The sequence below is a fragment of the Oceanisphaera sediminis genome, assembly GCF_039539745.1.
Taxonomy (GTDB): Bacteria; Pseudomonadota; Gammaproteobacteria; order Enterobacterales; family Aeromonadaceae; genus Oceanimonas; species Oceanimonas sediminis.
The window spans coordinates 19,844-36,445 of record NZ_BAABDS010000001.1 but is presented as its reverse complement, the minus strand read 5'-3'; the positions used below and the strand labels follow the sequence as shown (position 1 = coordinate 36,445).

Sequence of the window (16,602 nt, the reverse complement as noted above, 5' to 3'; positions counted from 1 at the left end):
GTCCTGTACTGAATAAGCCCCTACCTTACTCCCGCCCTGCTTCCAAGGCTACTGGGCAAGCCGTGGAATACGGTATTCCCAGCTCTTGTCGTTGAACAAGTCACCATCCAGCCAGGCCTGCTGGCGGGCGCTCAGGTAGAAATGCTGCTCGTCACAGGCCAGGTGCAACTCGCTTTCTACCCGCACCTCCCAGTCATCCCGACCGGCCCGGTACAACCAGTGAATGTCGGCCTGGGTGGCGTCGGGATCCTCGGGGCGGGTGCGATATTCCTCGGTGGCTTTCTGCTCGACCCAAAGACCGTGATCGAGGAAGCGATAGGTGCCCATGTCGTCGTCCACCCGCACGCAGACTTCGCCACTGGCCACGTCTTCGGTGATGGTACGTTTTGGGCTGGACTCGCGCAGCTGTTCCATGTTGACCGGCTGGGCGGACTCCGGCGGCTGGAAGGGGTTGTCGATGGACTCGCCCCGGTATACCGGCAGGGTCAGGTGCTGCCGGCCGGGTGCCAGGCTCAGGGTGGTCAGCTTGGGACTGGGCCACAGCAGCGGAAAATGGGCGGTGGCGATGGCGACCCGCAGGCGGTGGCCGACGGGTACCTTATAGCCGATGTTGTCCAGCTGAACTTCGAAGTCGATCTCTTCGCCTGGCACCGGCGGCTCCAGCACTGCAGGGTCATTGCGCAGGGCCAGGTTGAGGGTGCCGTAGCTTATCAGGGTGGCGCGGCCGTCCGGTGCCACGTCGCTGAGGCGTACCGTCACCTGACCGCAGTTCTGATCCACCGAGCCTCTTAGCGCGAGGCGGGGGTTGCCCAGCAGCGGCAGCGGTTCGCTCAGCGGTGTACTGTCGAAACACAGGGACAGGGCGTCGTCCCGGCGCTGATCGGTCGGGAAGTCGGGGCCGAACCAGATGGCGCAGTATTCGCCGCCGTGCACCCCGGTGGTGAGCGGAGAGCAGATGCCGGCGGCAGAGTTCAGGGCATGTTCACCCGGCGTGAGGCCACCGTCGGTCAGACTGAACAGCTGTTGCTCTACCTGGCTGGCGGGCCAGCCGTCGGTCTGTACCCAGTCGCCGGGACGGTAAGCGGTCATGGCGGAAGGCGGCTGGGCCTCCTGCAGGTAGAAGGTGCACTCGGGCTCGTCCATGATGCCGGTGTCTATGCCCTTCAGCCAGTGATCCCACCAGCGCAGGGCTTCCTGCAGGAAGCCGATGGCCGGATCCGGAATAGCGAAGTGGGGATACTTGTGGATCCAGGGGCCGATCAGCGCCTTCTTCGGGCACTTGAGGTGCTCCATCATCCGTACCGGGGTGTTGCGATAGGCATCGCCCCAGCCACCGACGCAGTACACGGCGGCTTCAATATCTTCGTAATTTTCGCAGATGGAGCCGTGCTGCCAGTAGGCGTCCCGGGTGCTGTGTTCGATCCAGGGCTTGGCCAGCAGCGGCATGTTTTCCAGCCGGTGCTTCCACATTGCCTGCCAGTCGTCGCCCACCAGGCGGGGATCCGGCACGGCGGCGGAAAAGCTCAGCATGGTGGCGGCCCAGCCCAGGTTTTCCAGCAGCAGATTACCGCCCTTGAAGTGCACGTCGTCGGCGTAGCGGTCGTCGGTGGAGCAGATGGTGATGATGGCCTTCAGTGGCTTGGGCCGGCGCGCCGCCAGCTGCAGGCTGTTGAAGCCCCCCCAGGAGATACCCATCATGCCCAGATTGCCGTCGCACCAGGGCTGGCGGCTGATCCAGTCGATGACCTCGAGGGCGTCGTCCTGCTCCTGCTGCAGATATTCATCCAGCATCAGGCCGTCGGACTCGCCGTTGCCGCGAATATCCACCCGCACACAGGCGTAGCCATGGCCCGCCAGGTAGGGGTGGGTCAGGGCATCGCGTACCGCGGTACCGTCTACCTTGCGGTAGGGCAGATATTCCAGGATGGCAGGCACCGGATGCTGCTCCGCGTCGGCGGGCAGCCAGACTCGGGCGGCCAGCATGGTGCCGTCCTTGAGCGGGATCTGCAGGTGCTCTATTTCACGCACCTGACGGGGAAACTCATGCTTGATTTGCATTGGTCGGTATTCCTTCAAATGATGAGGTGTTGGTGTCGCTGGCCGGGGTTGGGGCCGGGCTGGGTGACATGGTCACCAGGGCCGGATTGGACAGCCAGTACCACAGGGAGCCACTGGCCAGCAGGATAATAAACATGGCGGGCAGGCCGCCCAGGTTGGACAGCATCTTGACGCCGTCGAGGCCGACGAAGGACACCATGACCCAGGATACGGTGCCGATCACCGAGCCCCACAGCACCTTGATACCCAGGCCGCTGTCCATGTCGCTGTCGGCGGTCAGACCGCGGGTGCAGAGACCGCCGATGGCATCGGTGTTGGAGTCGGCGGCGGTGACATAGGAGATGAAGGCGATAAACAGCAGCAGCACTATCATGATGTTGCTGCCCGGCAGCTGTTCGAAGATGCGGTACAGCACGTGTTCCACCCCTTCGTTGTTGAGTACCTCGTTCAGGCCGGCCGCCTGCTGCATATCCAGATAGATGGCCGTGCCGGAGAAGATGCAGATCCAGACGATGGCGAACAGGGACGGAAACAGCAGGTTGATACGGATGAATTCACGCACCGTGTAGCCGCGGGCGATTTTGCCGAGGAACAGGGCGGTCACCGGAGCCCAGGCAAACCACACCGCCCAGTAGAAAATGCTCCACCACTGGGGCCAGGGATCGCTGGCGGCGGCGCCGGTGAACAGGCTGCGGGTAAAGAAGGTATCCAGATACAGGCCGAACGATTCGGTGCCCAGGGCGATCATGAAGATGCTGGGGCCGAAGCAGAACATGAACACGCCCAGAAACAGCAGCAGCCAGGCGTTCAGCGCCGACATGCGCGCTATGCCTTTTTTCAGGCCGCTGGCGGCGGAAAGCACGAAGGTGGCCACGATCACCGCGATGATGATGCCGAGGCGCAGCGGCGTGGTTTCACCGCCCAGATACTGACCGGCGCCACCGGCCAGGGTCAGGGCGCCGGTACCCAGAGAAGAAGCCATGCCGGCCACCAGGGCATAGAGCGCTACCGCATCGATGACAGTACCGAAGCGGCGGGTGATGCGGGCGCCCAGCACCGGCTCCAGCATGCTGCCGATGGAAAAGCGCTTGCGCTGGTTATAGAAGGCGAGGGCAAACACCAATGAGGGAATGGTGTAGATGGCGTAGGGGGTAAAGGACCAGTGCAAAAACATGGTCGCCATGGCGAAGCGGGCGGCATCCGGTGAGCCCGCTGCCAGACCGGTACTTTCGGGCGGCCCGAACAGATGATAGAGCGGCTCGGCGGTGGTCCAGAACAGCACACCTACCGCCAGGGTGGTGCACAGGGTGATGGAAAACCAGCGCCACTTGGACAGCAGCGGCTCGGCTTTCTCGCCACCGATGCGGACTTTTCCGAGCGGCGAAAAGTAGACCACCACCGCCAGTACCAGCAGATACAGGCTGCCGAGGCTGAACAACCAGGAAAAGTTGTCCAGTATGGCGCTGTTCAGGGTTTTGGTGGTGGCGAGAAAGGTGTCCAGATCCAGATAGCTGGCGAGCAGGGCTGCCATGAGCAGCAGGAAGGTGGGCCAGAACACCAGAGGCCTGAGGTTGTTCGATGACATATGATCAATCACTCCGTGATGGGTACAACATATCCTTTTTGTTCTTTTCAGGAGGCAGGATAAAACACCCCCGGTTTTGCAACCTCGAATTAACATGGTTTTTCAGTCTGCCTAGGGGGTGGGGATCGCTCAATCAACATCTGGGCATGGGGTCATGATCATTGATCATGCCAATCTGGAAAACTAACTGCTCTTCCTGATTTCACAGTAAAGGGCGAACGAAGGGTTCACTCCACCGACACGCTGAACCGCATCCCTGCGACGCTCAGCACATGACGTCCTGTCATGTGATGGTCGCTGGAGTAGAACTCTTCATTCGCCTGTCTGCGGCAGAGTCGCCTGTGGGGGCGCCCTGCAGACACCTCGGTGCTCAGGATTTGATGGATCGGGCGATCCGCAATGGTGTGGGTAGCTTGTTTATAAACAGAAGGATCCTGTGCATGAAGTTGCAGTTATTCACAGATGTCAAGGATCATATTTTACAGGATCGAGACGATCCGGCTAGAGATCCGGACCCTTGATAAGTAGAATATCGGCCCCTTGATTGATCCCTTTGTTCCAGGAGTTCTGATGAGCGCTATGCTTTGGCAGCAGTGTCTTAACCGGCTACAAGATGAATTGCCTTCGGCAGAATTCAGTATGTGGATCCGGCCGCTGCAGGCGGAGCTGGGCGATAATACCCTGACCCTGTTTGCCCCCAATCGTTTCGTGCTCGACTGGGTGCGGGACAAGTATTTGCTGCGGATCAACGGCCTGCTGAGCGAATTTTGTGGCAGCAACTGCCCGCAGATGAAGTTCGAGGTGGGCAAGAAGCGTACGCCGGTCAACCTGGTGACCAGCAGCAGTAACAGCGGTAGCAGTGCCAGCAGTGGCAAGGCGCAGAATCGGGTGCAGAATACGCCCTCCTGGATCGAGCAGGCCGACGATCGGCCGCAGATCACCTACAAGAGCAACATGAATCCCAACTATACCTTCGACAACTTCGTCGAGGGTAAGTCGAACCAGCTGGCTCGGGCCGCGGCCCGTCAGGTGGCCGACAATCCGGGCGGCGCCTACAACCCGCTGTTTCTGTATGGCGGCACCGGCCTGGGTAAGACTCACCTGCTGCACGCGGTGGGCAACGGCATTCGCGCCCGCAAGGCCGATGCCAAGGTCATCTACATGCATTCCGAGCGCTTTGTGCAGGACATGGTCAAGGCGCTGCAGAACAATGCCATCGAAGAATTCAAACGCTATTACCGCAGCGTGGATGCGCTGTTGATCGATGACATTCAGTTCTTCGCCAACAAGGAGCGCTCGCAGGAAGAATTCTTCCACACCTTCAATGCGCTGCTCGAAGGCAATCAGCAGATCATCCTGACCTCGGATCGTTATCCCAAGGAGATCAACGGGGTCGAGGATCGGCTCAAGTCCCGCTTCGGCTGGGGCCTGACGGTGGCGATCGAGCCGCCGGAGCTGGAAACCCGGGTCGCGATCCTGATGCGCAAGGCGGACGAGAACAAGATGCGCCTGCCCGACGAGGTGGCCTTCTTTATCGCCAAGCGGCTGCGCTCCAACGTGCGTGAGCTGGAAGGGGCCCTGAACCGGGTCATGGCCAACGCCAACTTCACCGGCCGGGCCATCAATATCGACTTTGTGCGCGAGGCGCTGCGAGACCTGCTGGCGCTGCAGGAAAAGCTGGTGACCATCGACAACATTCAGAAGACGGTGGCCGAATACTATAAGATAAAACTGGCCGATCTGCTGTCCAAGCGCCGTTCTCGCTCGGTGGCGCGTCCGCGTCAGCTGGCCATGGCGCTGGCCAAGGAGCTGACCAATCATTCTTTGCCCGAAATCGGCGATGCCTTCGGGGGCCGCGATCACACTACCGTGCTGCACGCCTGCCGAAAAATCGGCCAGCTCCGGGAAGAGAGTCATGATATAAAGGAAGATTATTCCAATCTTATCCGCACCCTGTCTTCCTGAATCGGAGAACCCCATGCAGTTTACCATCAGCCGCGAAGCGATACTGCGACCCCTGCAATTGGTATCCAGTGCCCTGGGGGGCCGCCCCAACCTGCCGATCCTCAACAATATTCTGCTCAGCGTCGAGAACGACGCCCTGTCGATGACCGGCACCGACACCGAAGTCGAAATGGTGGCGCGGGTCGAGCTGCAGGGCTCGGTAACTGCGGGGCGCACCACGGTACCGGCGCGCAAGATGCTGGATATCTGCCGCGGCCTGCCCGATGGCGCCGAGCTGAAATTCACCCTGGAAGGCGAGCGGCTGATCCTGCGTTCCGGACGTAGCCGTTTCAACCTGTCCACCCTGGCGGCGGAAGACTTTCCCAATATCGAGGAATGGAGCTCCGAGCTGGAATTCGATATCAACCAGCTGGCATTGAAGAAGCTGATTGAATCGACCCAGTTCTCGATGGCCATTCAGGACGTGCGCTATTACCTCAACGGCATGCTGTTTGAAACCGACGGTCAGTGGCTGCGCACCGTGGCCACCGACGGCCACCGCCTGGCCACCTGTCAGCGTCAGCTACTGGCCGACGAATTGCCGGCCCAGCAGGTGATAGTGCCGCGCAAGGGGGTGCTGGAGCTGGTCAAGCTGCTCGAACATGAAGATCAGGATGTACGGCTGCAAATCGGCAAGAGCAACATTCGAGCGGTGACCTCCGGTTTTATCTTTACCTCCAAGCTGGTGGACGGTCGTTTCCCGGATTATCGCCGGGTGCTGCCGCGCGAGTGCGACAAGACCCTGATCTGCGGCCGTGAAGAGCTGCGCCAGGCCTTTTCCCGGGCGGCGATTCTGTCGAACGAGAAATTTCGTGGCGTGCGGCTGAACATGCAGGCACAGGTGCTGAAAATCACCGCCAACAACCCGGAGCAGGAAGAAGCGGAAGAAGTGCTCGATGTAGATTACCAGGGCTCGGATCTGGAAATCGGCTTCAACGTGTCCTATGTGCTGGATGTGCTCGGCACCCTCAAGTCCGACAAGGTCAAGGTCAGCCTCAAGGATGCCAGCAGCAGTGGTCTGATCGAGGCGGAAGACAGCGGGGACGCACTGTACGTGGTGATGCCGATGCGATTGTAAGCATGGCGTTGCTCAATCTACAGCTGAAGGACTTTCGCAATATCCATCATGGCCGCCTGGTGCCGGCCGCCGGTATCAACCTGCTGGTGGGCGCCAACGGCAGCGGCAAGACCAGCATACTGGAAGCCATTCATTATCTGGGCTTTGGCCGTTCTTTTCGTACTCACCTGACCGGTCGAGTCATTCGGCAGGGTGAACCGGCATTCACGCTCTTTGCCCGGGTGCAGCAGGATGAAGACAGCCTGCCGATGGGCCTGAGTAAAACCCGCGGTGGTGACACCCGTCTCAAGGTCGGCGGCCGTAGTGCCGAGCGATTAGCCGACCTGGCACACATTCTACCCATTCAGTTGATCCACCCGGAAGGGTATAATCTACTGACCGGTGGCCCCAAGTTGCGGCGGGCCTACCTGGATTGGGGGCTGTTTTATTCCAATGCCCGCTTTTTTACCGTCTGGGGACAGTACCGTCGGTTACTCAAGCAGCGCAATGCGCTGTTAAGACAGCAAAGACCCTACCGGGAACTGGGTTACTGGGATCAGCAACTGGTCAGTGTGGGTGAAGAGCTGAGTCTATTCAGGCAGCAATATGCCGAGGCTATCGAACCGGTCATCCGTTTGATAGCGGCAGATTTTCTGCCTGAATACGATTTTTCGTTCGACTTTTTTCGTGGCTGGGACCGGCAGACAACGCTGGCCCAGGTACTGGAGCAGGGCCTTGAGCGGGATCTGGGGCTGGGCTATACCCAGTCCGGACCGCACAAGGCAGAGATCAGGATAAAGGCCCGGGGCATGCCGGTGCAGGATTTGCTGTCGCGTGGCCAGCTCAAGTTGCTGGTGTGCGCCATGCGGCTGGCCCAGGGCCTTTATCTGAAAACCCGGTCCGGACAGGACTGCATTTTTCTGATCGACGACTTTGCGTCTGAGCTGGATGAACACAAGCGTGCTTTACTGGCACACCGGTTAACCGAACTGGGTGCCCAGGTATTTGTTTCCGCTATCGATGTGGCCCAGCTCAGTCAGATGATCACACGGGATAACAGCAAGCTGTTTCACGTGACACAGGGTGAAATCACCGAAACCCAGGAGTGCGAGTAAGCCAATGAGTGAACACACTTACGACTCTTCGAGTATTAAGGTATTAAAAGGTCTGGATGCGGTCCGGAAACGTCCGGGCATGTATATCGGCGACACAGACGATGGCACTGGCCTGCACCACATGGTGTTTGAGGTGGTGGATAACTCGATAGATGAGGCCTTGGCCGGGCACTGTAAAGATATTATCGTGACCATTCACGTGGATGGCTCTGTTTCCGTGTCCGATGATGGCCGGGGTATTCCGGTCGATATGCACGAAGAAGAAGGCCGCTCCGCCGCCGAGGTTATCCTTACTGTGCTGCACGCCGGCGGCAAGTTCGACGACAACTCCTACAAGGTGTCCGGCGGCCTGCACGGCGTGGGTGTGTCTGTGGTTAACGCCCTGTCCGAGACGCTGCAGCTGACCGTGTGGCGCAGCGGCAAGGTGCACGAACAGACCTACCGGCACGGTGAGCCCCAGGCGCCGTTGGTGGCGGTGGGTGATACCACCAAGTCGGGTACTCTGATCCGCTTCTGGCCCAGCCATGAAACCTTTACCAATACCGAATTTCATTTCGATATCCTGGCCAAGCGTCTGCGTGAGCTGTCGTTCCTCAACTCGGGCGTGTCCATTCGCCTGCTCGACGAGCGGGAGAACAAGGAAGTGCACTTCGAGTATGAAGGCGGCATTCAGGCCTTTGTCGAGTACCTCAACCGCAACAAGACGCCGATCCATCCCAAGGCGTTTCATTTCGTCTCCGAGCGGGAAGACGGTATCTCGGTTGAAGTGTCGATGCAGTGGAACGACTCCTATCAGGAAAATATTTTCTGCTTTACCAACAATATTCCCCAGCGGGATGGCGGTACCCACCTGGCCGGTTTTCGGGCGGCGCTGACCCGTACCCTGAACAGCTTCATGGACAGGGAAGGCTACAGCAAGAAGGCCAAGACCTCGGCCTCCGGCGACGATGCCCGTGAAGGCCTGACGGCGGTGATTTCGGTCAAGGTACCGGATCCCAAGTTCTCGTCCCAGACCAAAGACAAGCTGGTCTCGTCCGAGGTGAAAACCGCGGTCGAGCAGGCCATGGGCGAGCGCCTGAGCGAGTTTCTGCTGGAAAACCCGGGTGATGCCAAGATCGTGGTCAACAAGATCATCGATGCGGCCCGGGCGCGGGAAGCGGCGCGCAAGGCGCGCGACATGACCCGCCGCAAAGGTGCGCTGGATCTGGCTGGTCTGCCCGGCAAACTGGCCGACTGTCAGGAAAAAGACCCGGCGCTGTCCGAACTCTACATAGTGGAGGGTGACTCGGCGGGGGGCTCGGCCAAACAGGGCCGTAACCGCAAGAACCAGGCGATTCTGCCGCTCAAGGGTAAAATCCTGAACGTGGAAAAGGCACGCTTCGACAAGATGCTGTCTTCCCAGGAAGTCGCCACCCTGATCACCGCCCTGGGCTGTGGTATCGGCCGGGACGAATACAACCCCGACAAGATGCGTTATCACTACATCATCATCATGACCGATGCGGACGTGGATGGTGCGCACATCCGTACCCTGCTGTTGACCTTCTTCTACCGGCAGATGCCGGAAATTGTCGAGCGTGGCTATATCTATATCGCCCAGCCGCCGCTGTACAAGGTGAAGAAGGGCAAGCAGGAGCAGTACCTGAAAGACGAAGACGCCATGCTGCAGTACCAGACCAGTCTGGCGCTGGACGGCGCCAGCCTGCATGTGAACGAGTCGGCTCCGGCCATCGGCGGCGAGCATCTGGAAAAGCTGGTCAACGACTACCGCAAGGTACAGATGCTGATCACCCGACTGTCGCGCCGGGCGCCCGAGCTGGTGCTCAACGAGCTGATTTATCAGCCCGAGCTGAGCCTGGAAGCCCTGACCGATGAGGAGCAGGTCAAGAGCTGGATCGCGGCCATCAACCAGTCGCTGGCAGACAGCAACACCAACGGTGCCGAGTATCTGCTGGACTATGACTTCTTCGAAGAGCGCAGCTGTTATCTGCCCAAGGTAAAAGTGCGTCAACACGGCATCGAGCGGGCGTTCCCGATCAGCTATGACTTCTTTGCCTCCGGCGAGTACCGCAGCATAGTGGCGCTGGGCAAGGGTATCGCCAACCTGATGGAAGAAGGCGGTTACGTCAAGCGGGGCGAGAAGACCAAGGCGGTGTCCAGCTTCGCCGAAGGTCTGGAATGGCTGATGCACGAGAGCAAGCGTGGCCTCTATGTGCAGCGTTACAAGGGGCTGGGCGAGATGAACCCGGATCAGCTGTGGGAAACCACCATGGATCCCGGCTCCCGTCGCATGCTGCAGGTGACCATAGAAGACGCGGTAGCTGCCGATCAGCTGTTCTCCACCCTGATGGGTGACCATGTAGAGCCGCGTCGCGAGTTTATCGAGACCAACGCGCTCAAGGTCGCCAACCTGGATATCTGATCCGGTTTGTTCACCGATACCAAAGGCAGCCCGCGGGCTGCCTTTTTGTTGCTGTATTCAGGTTTACTGTGTTGTTACTGTTTCAAGGCAAAGGGTATCTTCCCCACATGACAGAGGAAGTCGCAAGAAAGACTCGGTTTCCGATTCCGTTACCCATATTAAAAATCCTGCCAATCGAGGGCTAGCCCGATTGGCAGGATGTGGGGAAGCTAATCCGGTGGATCAGCTTCTAGAGTGGGTGAAAATCAGCCAGGCAGATATTCATGCCCCCAGGCTTCACCGGCGATTCGGGTGGCCAGCATGGTATCGATTTCCTCTTCGCTGTAACCGATATCGGCCAGGATGCTCCGGGTGGAATGTCCAAACTGCTCGGTCGGGGTCAGGGCGACGACCGATGCTTCGGCAGGACGAATCGAGTAATGATCGATTTGGGTCACGCGATGGCCGCTGGGGTGGTTGTCGTAGACAGAGAAAGCGTAGCTGCCCTTGTCTGTACCCACTTTCCCGTCGGCTTCGCGGGTGTATGATTCCCGCAGCTCTTCGATACTGAGCGGTCTGGCGGCAGCAATATTGGCGGCGTGCAGCACATTCACCCAATAGTCGGAAGTGGCCGTCTTGAAGGTTGCCGTCAGGAATTCAGCCGTATTTTCCGCGTCCTTGATGCCTGCCAGACCTTCCACTCCGGTCAATTTAGCAAGCTCGGACGGGTTGGCATCCAGGAAGACCCAGCCATCACCGGTTTGATAGAAATGCGACAAGGCATGGTTGCCCAGCACTTCCCGGCCCGAAGGCTCGTTGAAGGGGCCACGGCCCTGATAATCGAAGGCAAAGGAAACCTGTGCCAGATTGGTGATGGCCGACAGCGAGGTTCGGGCCCGGGAAACGGCACCTGTTTTCAGCTGGTGATAGAGCGACACTGCCATGCCGAGGCCGCCGGCAAAGCCGCAGTTTACATCCAGAGTGCCCAGGTGAGCGTGTTCTTCCGGGGTTTCCGGGCCACCGAAACGGCTCATGATACCGCTGTTGGCCTGAATGATATCGTCGTAGCCGATGTAGTCTGTCTTGGGGCCGCGACGGGGTCCACCCAGACAGTCCAGGCGACAGAACAGCACACCAGGATTGATGGCTTGCAGGCTGTCGTGATCGAGCCCCAGCGGTTTCATCTGGCGTTCGGGAGCGTTGATCACCACCATATCGACCGAGCGTACCAGCCGGTGGAAGGCTTCTTTGCCTTCCGGCGAGGTGATGTCCACCAGGGCACTCTTCTTGCCCATGCCGGTCTGGAAGCTGAACAGGGTACCGATCAGCGGGTCATAAAAGGGAGTGACCGGGTCCAGTTTGATGACATCGGCACCGAAGCGACCCAGGAAGGCGGTGGAATGAGGCCCGGCGATGACGTTGGTCAGATCCAGTACTTTCAGGCCGACCAGCCAGCCTTTCTGGCTTGCTGACTTGATGTCTTTGCCCTGGGGGCGGGTAACGACTTCCTGCTTCGCCACCGCAGACAGTTCGGCCAGGGCCTGCTCGAAGCTGACCTTTTTTCTCGGACGAGGAGACAGCATCTGCTCCGCTGACTCTTCCAGCCAGGTGACGGGGCCGGGCTGCTTCATCAATCCGAACTCGGGATCTTCCACTTCCACAATCAGGCCGGAGGCATTGGTGTGCTCGTCGTTAACCCACTCTTGAGTGGTTCTGTGAGGCGCACCGGGGATCTGACCTTCACCGAACACCCGGCCCCATTCGGTCGAGGTTTTGGTCAGGAAGACTTCTTTCATGCGGACGGAGATAATATCGGCCCACTTCTTCGGCAGAGGGTAGACGCCGATGGAAGTTTCACCCTTCCACTCGGCGATCGGCAGGTACAGATCTTCCACGTCCGGCAGACCATCGACAACCAGCTGTTCATACAGGCCCAGAGCCTGCAGGCAGCGCTTGGCATGGTTGCGGTGCGACGGACACACCACATAGAACATGCGGCCGTCGGCACATTCGTAGGTACGGTAGAAGGGATCGAGATACTCCTGCAGATCCTCGTAGCTCACATCCATCGGCTGATTGGCCGCCTTTCTGCGTTCGATTTCTTCTTCACGCATGGTCTTGTAGCGATCCGGCATACCCTCTATGACGATAGAGTTGTAGGACAGGCCTTCCATCAGTGCGGCGGCGATGGGCACTTCTATGGTATCACCCCGACCAGTCTTTTCCCGGGCCAGCAGCGCCATGACTACCGAGCTGGCTGCCAGAGTTGTGGCATAGGCCGAGCCCAAAGGCAGCGGAGAGAAGCTGGGGTTAAGGCCCATCAGCACCCGGTTGAAGCCCATGTCGGTAAAGGCGCCCGAGGTCGCTGCCACCACCGCTTCGGTGGCTTTCCATTCGCGACGCAGCTGGTCATTGCTGGCAAATCCGGGGAGAGACAGAGTCACCAGCTCCGGGCGTGCCGTGCGCAGTTGTTCGAAGTCTATTCCCAGTTTTTTCATCACCCCTGGCCGGAAGTTTTCGATCACCACATCGGCCTGATCGATCAGGGAAAACGCCTGTGCCAGCCCGGAAGCGGTTTTGAGATCCACACTCAGGCAGCTCTTGTTCCGGTTGAGAACGGCATTGGCCGGATGATCCCATTGCGGGCCTGTAGGGGGATCGACATGAACAACGGTAGCGCCGAGATCGGCAAGTATCATGGCAACAGCCGGACCTGCAATCTGCTGACCAAAGTCAACAACGCGGACACCTGACAAGGGCAATTGATTTTCCTGTTTCATGCTTATCTATCCTTTTTAATTCAGCTTGTCTTAAACTCTGCCGCTCATTGGACCTGCCAATGCACCGGAGTCGGCACTGGTGGATGTATGTTTCTTAATGCCTGCTTGGCAGGGGTGATACTAGGATTGAAAAAAACCGGAAACCAGCAATAAAAAATAACCCTGAGCCATCATTTTATTTATTGGTCAGCAATTCCTCTTTTACTCGTTGATTTTTATTGTTTGAAGTAAAGGGAATGAATGTATTTTTGTATGCGGGATAAAGAGAAAAAAGAAAAAAGAAAGGTAATCGTTGCCGAGGCCGTCGGTTCTTTGTGTGGCTGTGCAGATCCAGTCACTTTACACTCTTTCATGCTCCATGCTTGGGGTTCGTTAACTTGGGAATTCAAACAGGGATTATGGTGATGGCGTTGTCTTCGCTCCCGAGAGACAGATCCGTGAACCATGGGGTGGGTATTGTTATCAATCCGGATGTTACGTGCCGCCAGCCCTGTTTACGCCGGCCAGGCCATAAATATTCTATGACCTGAGGCCGTTTTTTTATTGCTTCTCACCACTTCACATTTCGATAACAATCGGTGCGGCATCAGGGCTTCTCCGCTGAATCAGGGCAAATTGGCAGATAGCGGCGAGGCTGATAGCGACAGAGTCCATCATAACGGCACCTGGGGTGACCGGTGATGGCCAGGGTGAATAAATGAGAGGACTTCATTTTGGAAAAAGATAAAGGACTATTATCACGGGGCCATCCGGTCATGGTATTTGGTTCGGCAATACTGGTGATCGCATTTGTACTGTTTACGGTAATCAATCCCGAATATGCCAATGCTATTTACACGTCGGCCAAGGATTTCATTGCCAGAGAGTTAGCCTGGTATTATATCGGATTGGTCAGTTTTACATTGTTTTTTGCTATTTGGCTTATTTTCAGCCGTTATGGAAATATTCGGCTAGGAAAGGATGATGAAAGGCCTGAGTTCAGTAATTTTTCCTGGTTTTCCATGCTATTCGGTGCCGGAATCGGAATAGGAATTCTGTTCTGGAGCATTGCCGAGCCCATATATCATTTTCAAAGCAACCCGCTGATTGCCGAAGGTGAACAGATGACGGTGGAGGCGGCTCAGGTTGCCATGCGCATCTCCATTTTTCACTGGGGGCTGCATGGCTGGGGTCTGTTTGCGGTAATGGGGCTGGTATTGGCCTATTTTTCCTATCGCAAGGGACTGCCGCTGTCGATTCGTTCCAGTCTCTATCCGATTTTCGGTGAGCGTATCTATGGTCCCATCGGCCATGCGGCCGATCTGCTGGCCGTTTTTGGTACTGTTTTCGGCATCGCGACCTCTCTGGGATTAGGGGCGCAGCAAATCAACGCTGGATTGCAGTATCTGACCGGCATTGAGGTATCGAGTGGCAACCAGGCCATTCTGATCGCCGTCATTTCCATTATTGCCACCATTTCGGCGCTGACCGGCGTCAACAAGGGAATTCGAATCCTCAGCGAGCTGAACATGCACCTGACAGTGCTGATTCTGGTCCTGTTTATTGTCTTCGGCCCGACCGCCTATCTGCTGGGGTCCTTTTTTACCAATATGGGGGACTACCTGTTTCATGCGGTGGAGCTGGGCTTCTGGGTCAATCCGGATCCTGAAAGTCCCTGGCAGGGATGGTGGACTCTATTTTACTGGGGCTGGTGGATTGCCTGGTCACCCTTCGTCGGTATCTTTATCGCCCGGATTTCACGGGGGCGCACGATTCGGGAGTTCGTACTGGGGGTGTTGATTGCTCCTACCGTGCTTGGCGCCTTCTGGATCACCATCTTTGGCAATACCGCCCTGTTCATGGAGCTGTTCGGCAATGGTGGCGTAACGGCGGCGGTCAATGAAGACATCACCATGGCCCTGTTCAAGACCATCGAGTTTCTTGATCTGGGCCAGGCGCTGACCATGCTGTTTGCCATCGTCTGCACCATCATGCTGGTGACCTATTTCGTAACCTCGGCCGACTCCGCCACTCTGGTTATCTGTACCCTGATTTCGATGGGGCACGAGCATCCACCGGCCCGCTACCGGGTGTTCTGGGGAATCGCAATTGGCGGGGTATCGGCCGTGTTGCTGTTCGCCGGTGGGCTGAAGGCCCTGCAGACGGCCTCCATTGTCGCGGCACTGCCCTTCTCGGTAGTGGTGATTATGGCTATCTACGGCCTGTGCAAGGCGCTCAAGCAGGACCTGGAGTCCGAAACCGGGCTGGCACTCGAATACGAGCGGGTAAGTGAGCAGGCTCAAGAGGCTACCGAGAAAGCAGCCAGCGGTGTCTGAAATTTACCGGGTGTCTACCGGACCGGGTGAGGGCTGAAAGCCAGCGCTCACCGTTTAATAATTGTTCAGCAGGATTGGAGTCTTTTATGTCAAATCAGATTATTCTTCCACGGATCATGCAGGTTGGTGCAGGCGCCAGCAACGAAGTGCCCAATGTGCTGGCCAGCCTGGGCTGCAAACGCCCCCTGATCATCACCGACAAGATGATGGTGGAGCTTGGCTATGCCGGTCGTATACAGGAATGTCTGTCTGGCCACCAGATAGCCTCGGATGTTTTCGCCGATACGGTGCCCGAACCCACCGTCAGCTCGATACAAGCCGGGGTCGACAGGGTCCGTGATGGCGACTACGACAGCATCATCGCTCTGGGCGGCGGCAGCCCCATCGACAGTGCCAAGGCCATCGCCATCCTCGGCAAGCACGGCGGCGCCATGCGGGACTATAAGTTCCCCCGTATGGTCATCGAAGCCGGGCTGCCGATCATCGCGGTGCCGACTACCGCAGGCACCGGCTCCGAGGTCACCCGGGTCACCATTATTACCGATGAGACGACCGACGAAAAAATGCTCTGCATGGGCATCGGTTTCATGCCGGTCGCGGCTTTGGTGGATTACAACCTGACCTTGAGCCTGCCATCGCGGATTACCGCCGACACGGGCATCGATGCCCTGACTCACGCCATCGAAGCCTACGTCAGCAAGAAGGCCAATCTCTATAGCGACAGTCAGGCGCTGTCGGCGATGCGACTGCTGGCTCCCAATCTGCGGCGTGCCTATCACAACGGGGCAGACAAGGAAGCCCGCGAGGCGATGATGCTGGGGTCGACTCTGGCCGGCGTTGCTTTCTCCAACGCCTCGGTAGCGCTGGTCCACGGCATGAGTCGCCCCATTGGTGCCGCCTTCCATGTGCCTCACGGCCTGTCCAATGCCATGTTGCTGCCGAGCGTTACCCAGTACTCCCTGCCTGCGGCGCCGGAACGCTATGCGGATTGTGCTCGTGCCATGGGGGTGGCCGATGGACAAGACAGTGTCGAGGTGGCCAACGACAAGTTGCTGAAAGAATTGCATGCGCTCAACGATGAACTACAGGTTCCTACGCCGGCACAGTTCGGTATAGACCGCCAGACGTTTTTCGATCTGATGCCGACCATGGCCGAACAGGCGCTGGCCTCCGGCTCACCCAATAACAACCCCAGAGTACCGAGCATCGACGACATGATCGTTATCTATCGCCAGCTCTGGTAAGCAGAATTCATTACCCACAATTCAAAGGCAGCCGTGCGCTGCC

Annotated in this window: 9 protein-coding genes; 6 read left to right on the top strand and 3 right to left on the bottom strand. The window is 58.1% G+C overall.

Going from position 1 to position 16,602, the window contains the following annotated elements; translation table 11 throughout:
• Positions 1-48: 48 nt before the first annotated feature.
• Positions 49-2,058 (bottom strand): CocE/NonD family hydrolase, encoded by a 2,010-nt coding sequence (locus tag ABD827_RS00125; RefSeq protein WP_344961217.1) that lies wholly within the window; start codon positions 2,056-2,058, stop codon positions 49-51.
• Positions 2,042-3,643, bottom strand: coding sequence for a BCCT family transporter (locus ABD827_RS00120; RefSeq protein ID WP_344961215.1), 1,602 nt, complete (start codon positions 3,641-3,643; stop codon positions 2,042-2,044). The genes ABD827_RS00125 and ABD827_RS00120 overlap by 17 nt, the downstream gene beginning before the upstream one ends.
• Positions 3,644-4,213: 570 nt before the next feature.
• Between ABD827_RS00120 and dnaA the strand changes: the two genes are divergently transcribed.
• Genes dnaA through gyrB form a run of 4 tightly spaced genes read left to right on the top strand, consistent with a single transcriptional unit; the run spans position 4,214 to position 10,241 of the window.
• Positions 4,214-5,608, top strand: a complete 1,395-nt coding sequence (gene dnaA, locus ABD827_RS00115) for a chromosomal replication initiator protein DnaA (RefSeq protein WP_344961213.1) — start codon at positions 4,214-4,216, stop codon at positions 5,606-5,608.
• A 13-nt stretch (positions 5,609-5,621) separates the two neighbouring features.
• Positions 5,622-6,725 (top strand): DNA polymerase III subunit beta, encoded by a 1,104-nt coding sequence (gene dnaN / locus ABD827_RS00110; protein ID WP_344961211.1) that lies wholly within the window; start codon positions 5,622-5,624, stop codon positions 6,723-6,725.
• Positions 6,726-6,727: 2 nt separating this feature from the next.
• A complete protein-coding gene (recF, locus tag ABD827_RS00105) occupies positions 6,728-7,819 on the top strand; it encodes a DNA replication/repair protein RecF (protein WP_344961209.1) in 1,092 nt (363 codons plus the stop codon).
• A 4-nt stretch (positions 7,820-7,823) separates the two neighbouring features.
• Positions 7,824-10,241, top strand: coding sequence for a DNA topoisomerase (ATP-hydrolyzing) subunit B (gene gyrB, locus ABD827_RS00100; RefSeq protein WP_344961207.1), 2,418 nt, complete (start codon positions 7,824-7,826; stop codon positions 10,239-10,241).
• Positions 10,242-10,486: 245 nt separating this feature from the next.
• On the opposite strand, the gene ABD827_RS00095 is transcribed toward gyrB, so the two are convergent.
• Positions 10,487-13,000, bottom strand: coding sequence for a CoA transferase (locus ABD827_RS00095; protein WP_344961205.1), 2,514 nt, complete (start codon positions 12,998-13,000; stop codon positions 10,487-10,489).
• Positions 13,001-13,755: 755 nt separating this feature from the next.
• On the opposite strand from ABD827_RS00095, the gene ABD827_RS00090 reads away from it, so the two are divergent.
• Complete coding sequence (locus ABD827_RS00090) at positions 13,756-15,315, top strand: BCCT family transporter (protein ID WP_344961380.1); 1,560 nt, start codon at positions 13,756-13,758, stop codon at positions 15,313-15,315.
• An 86-nt stretch (positions 15,316-15,401) separates the two neighbouring features.
• Positions 15,402-16,559 carry an iron-containing alcohol dehydrogenase gene (locus tag ABD827_RS00085; RefSeq protein ID WP_344961203.1) on the top strand — a complete coding sequence of 386 codons (1,158 nt, stop codon included), beginning with the start codon at positions 15,402-15,404 and terminating at the stop codon, positions 16,557-16,559.
• Positions 16,560-16,602 lie beyond the last annotated feature (43 nt).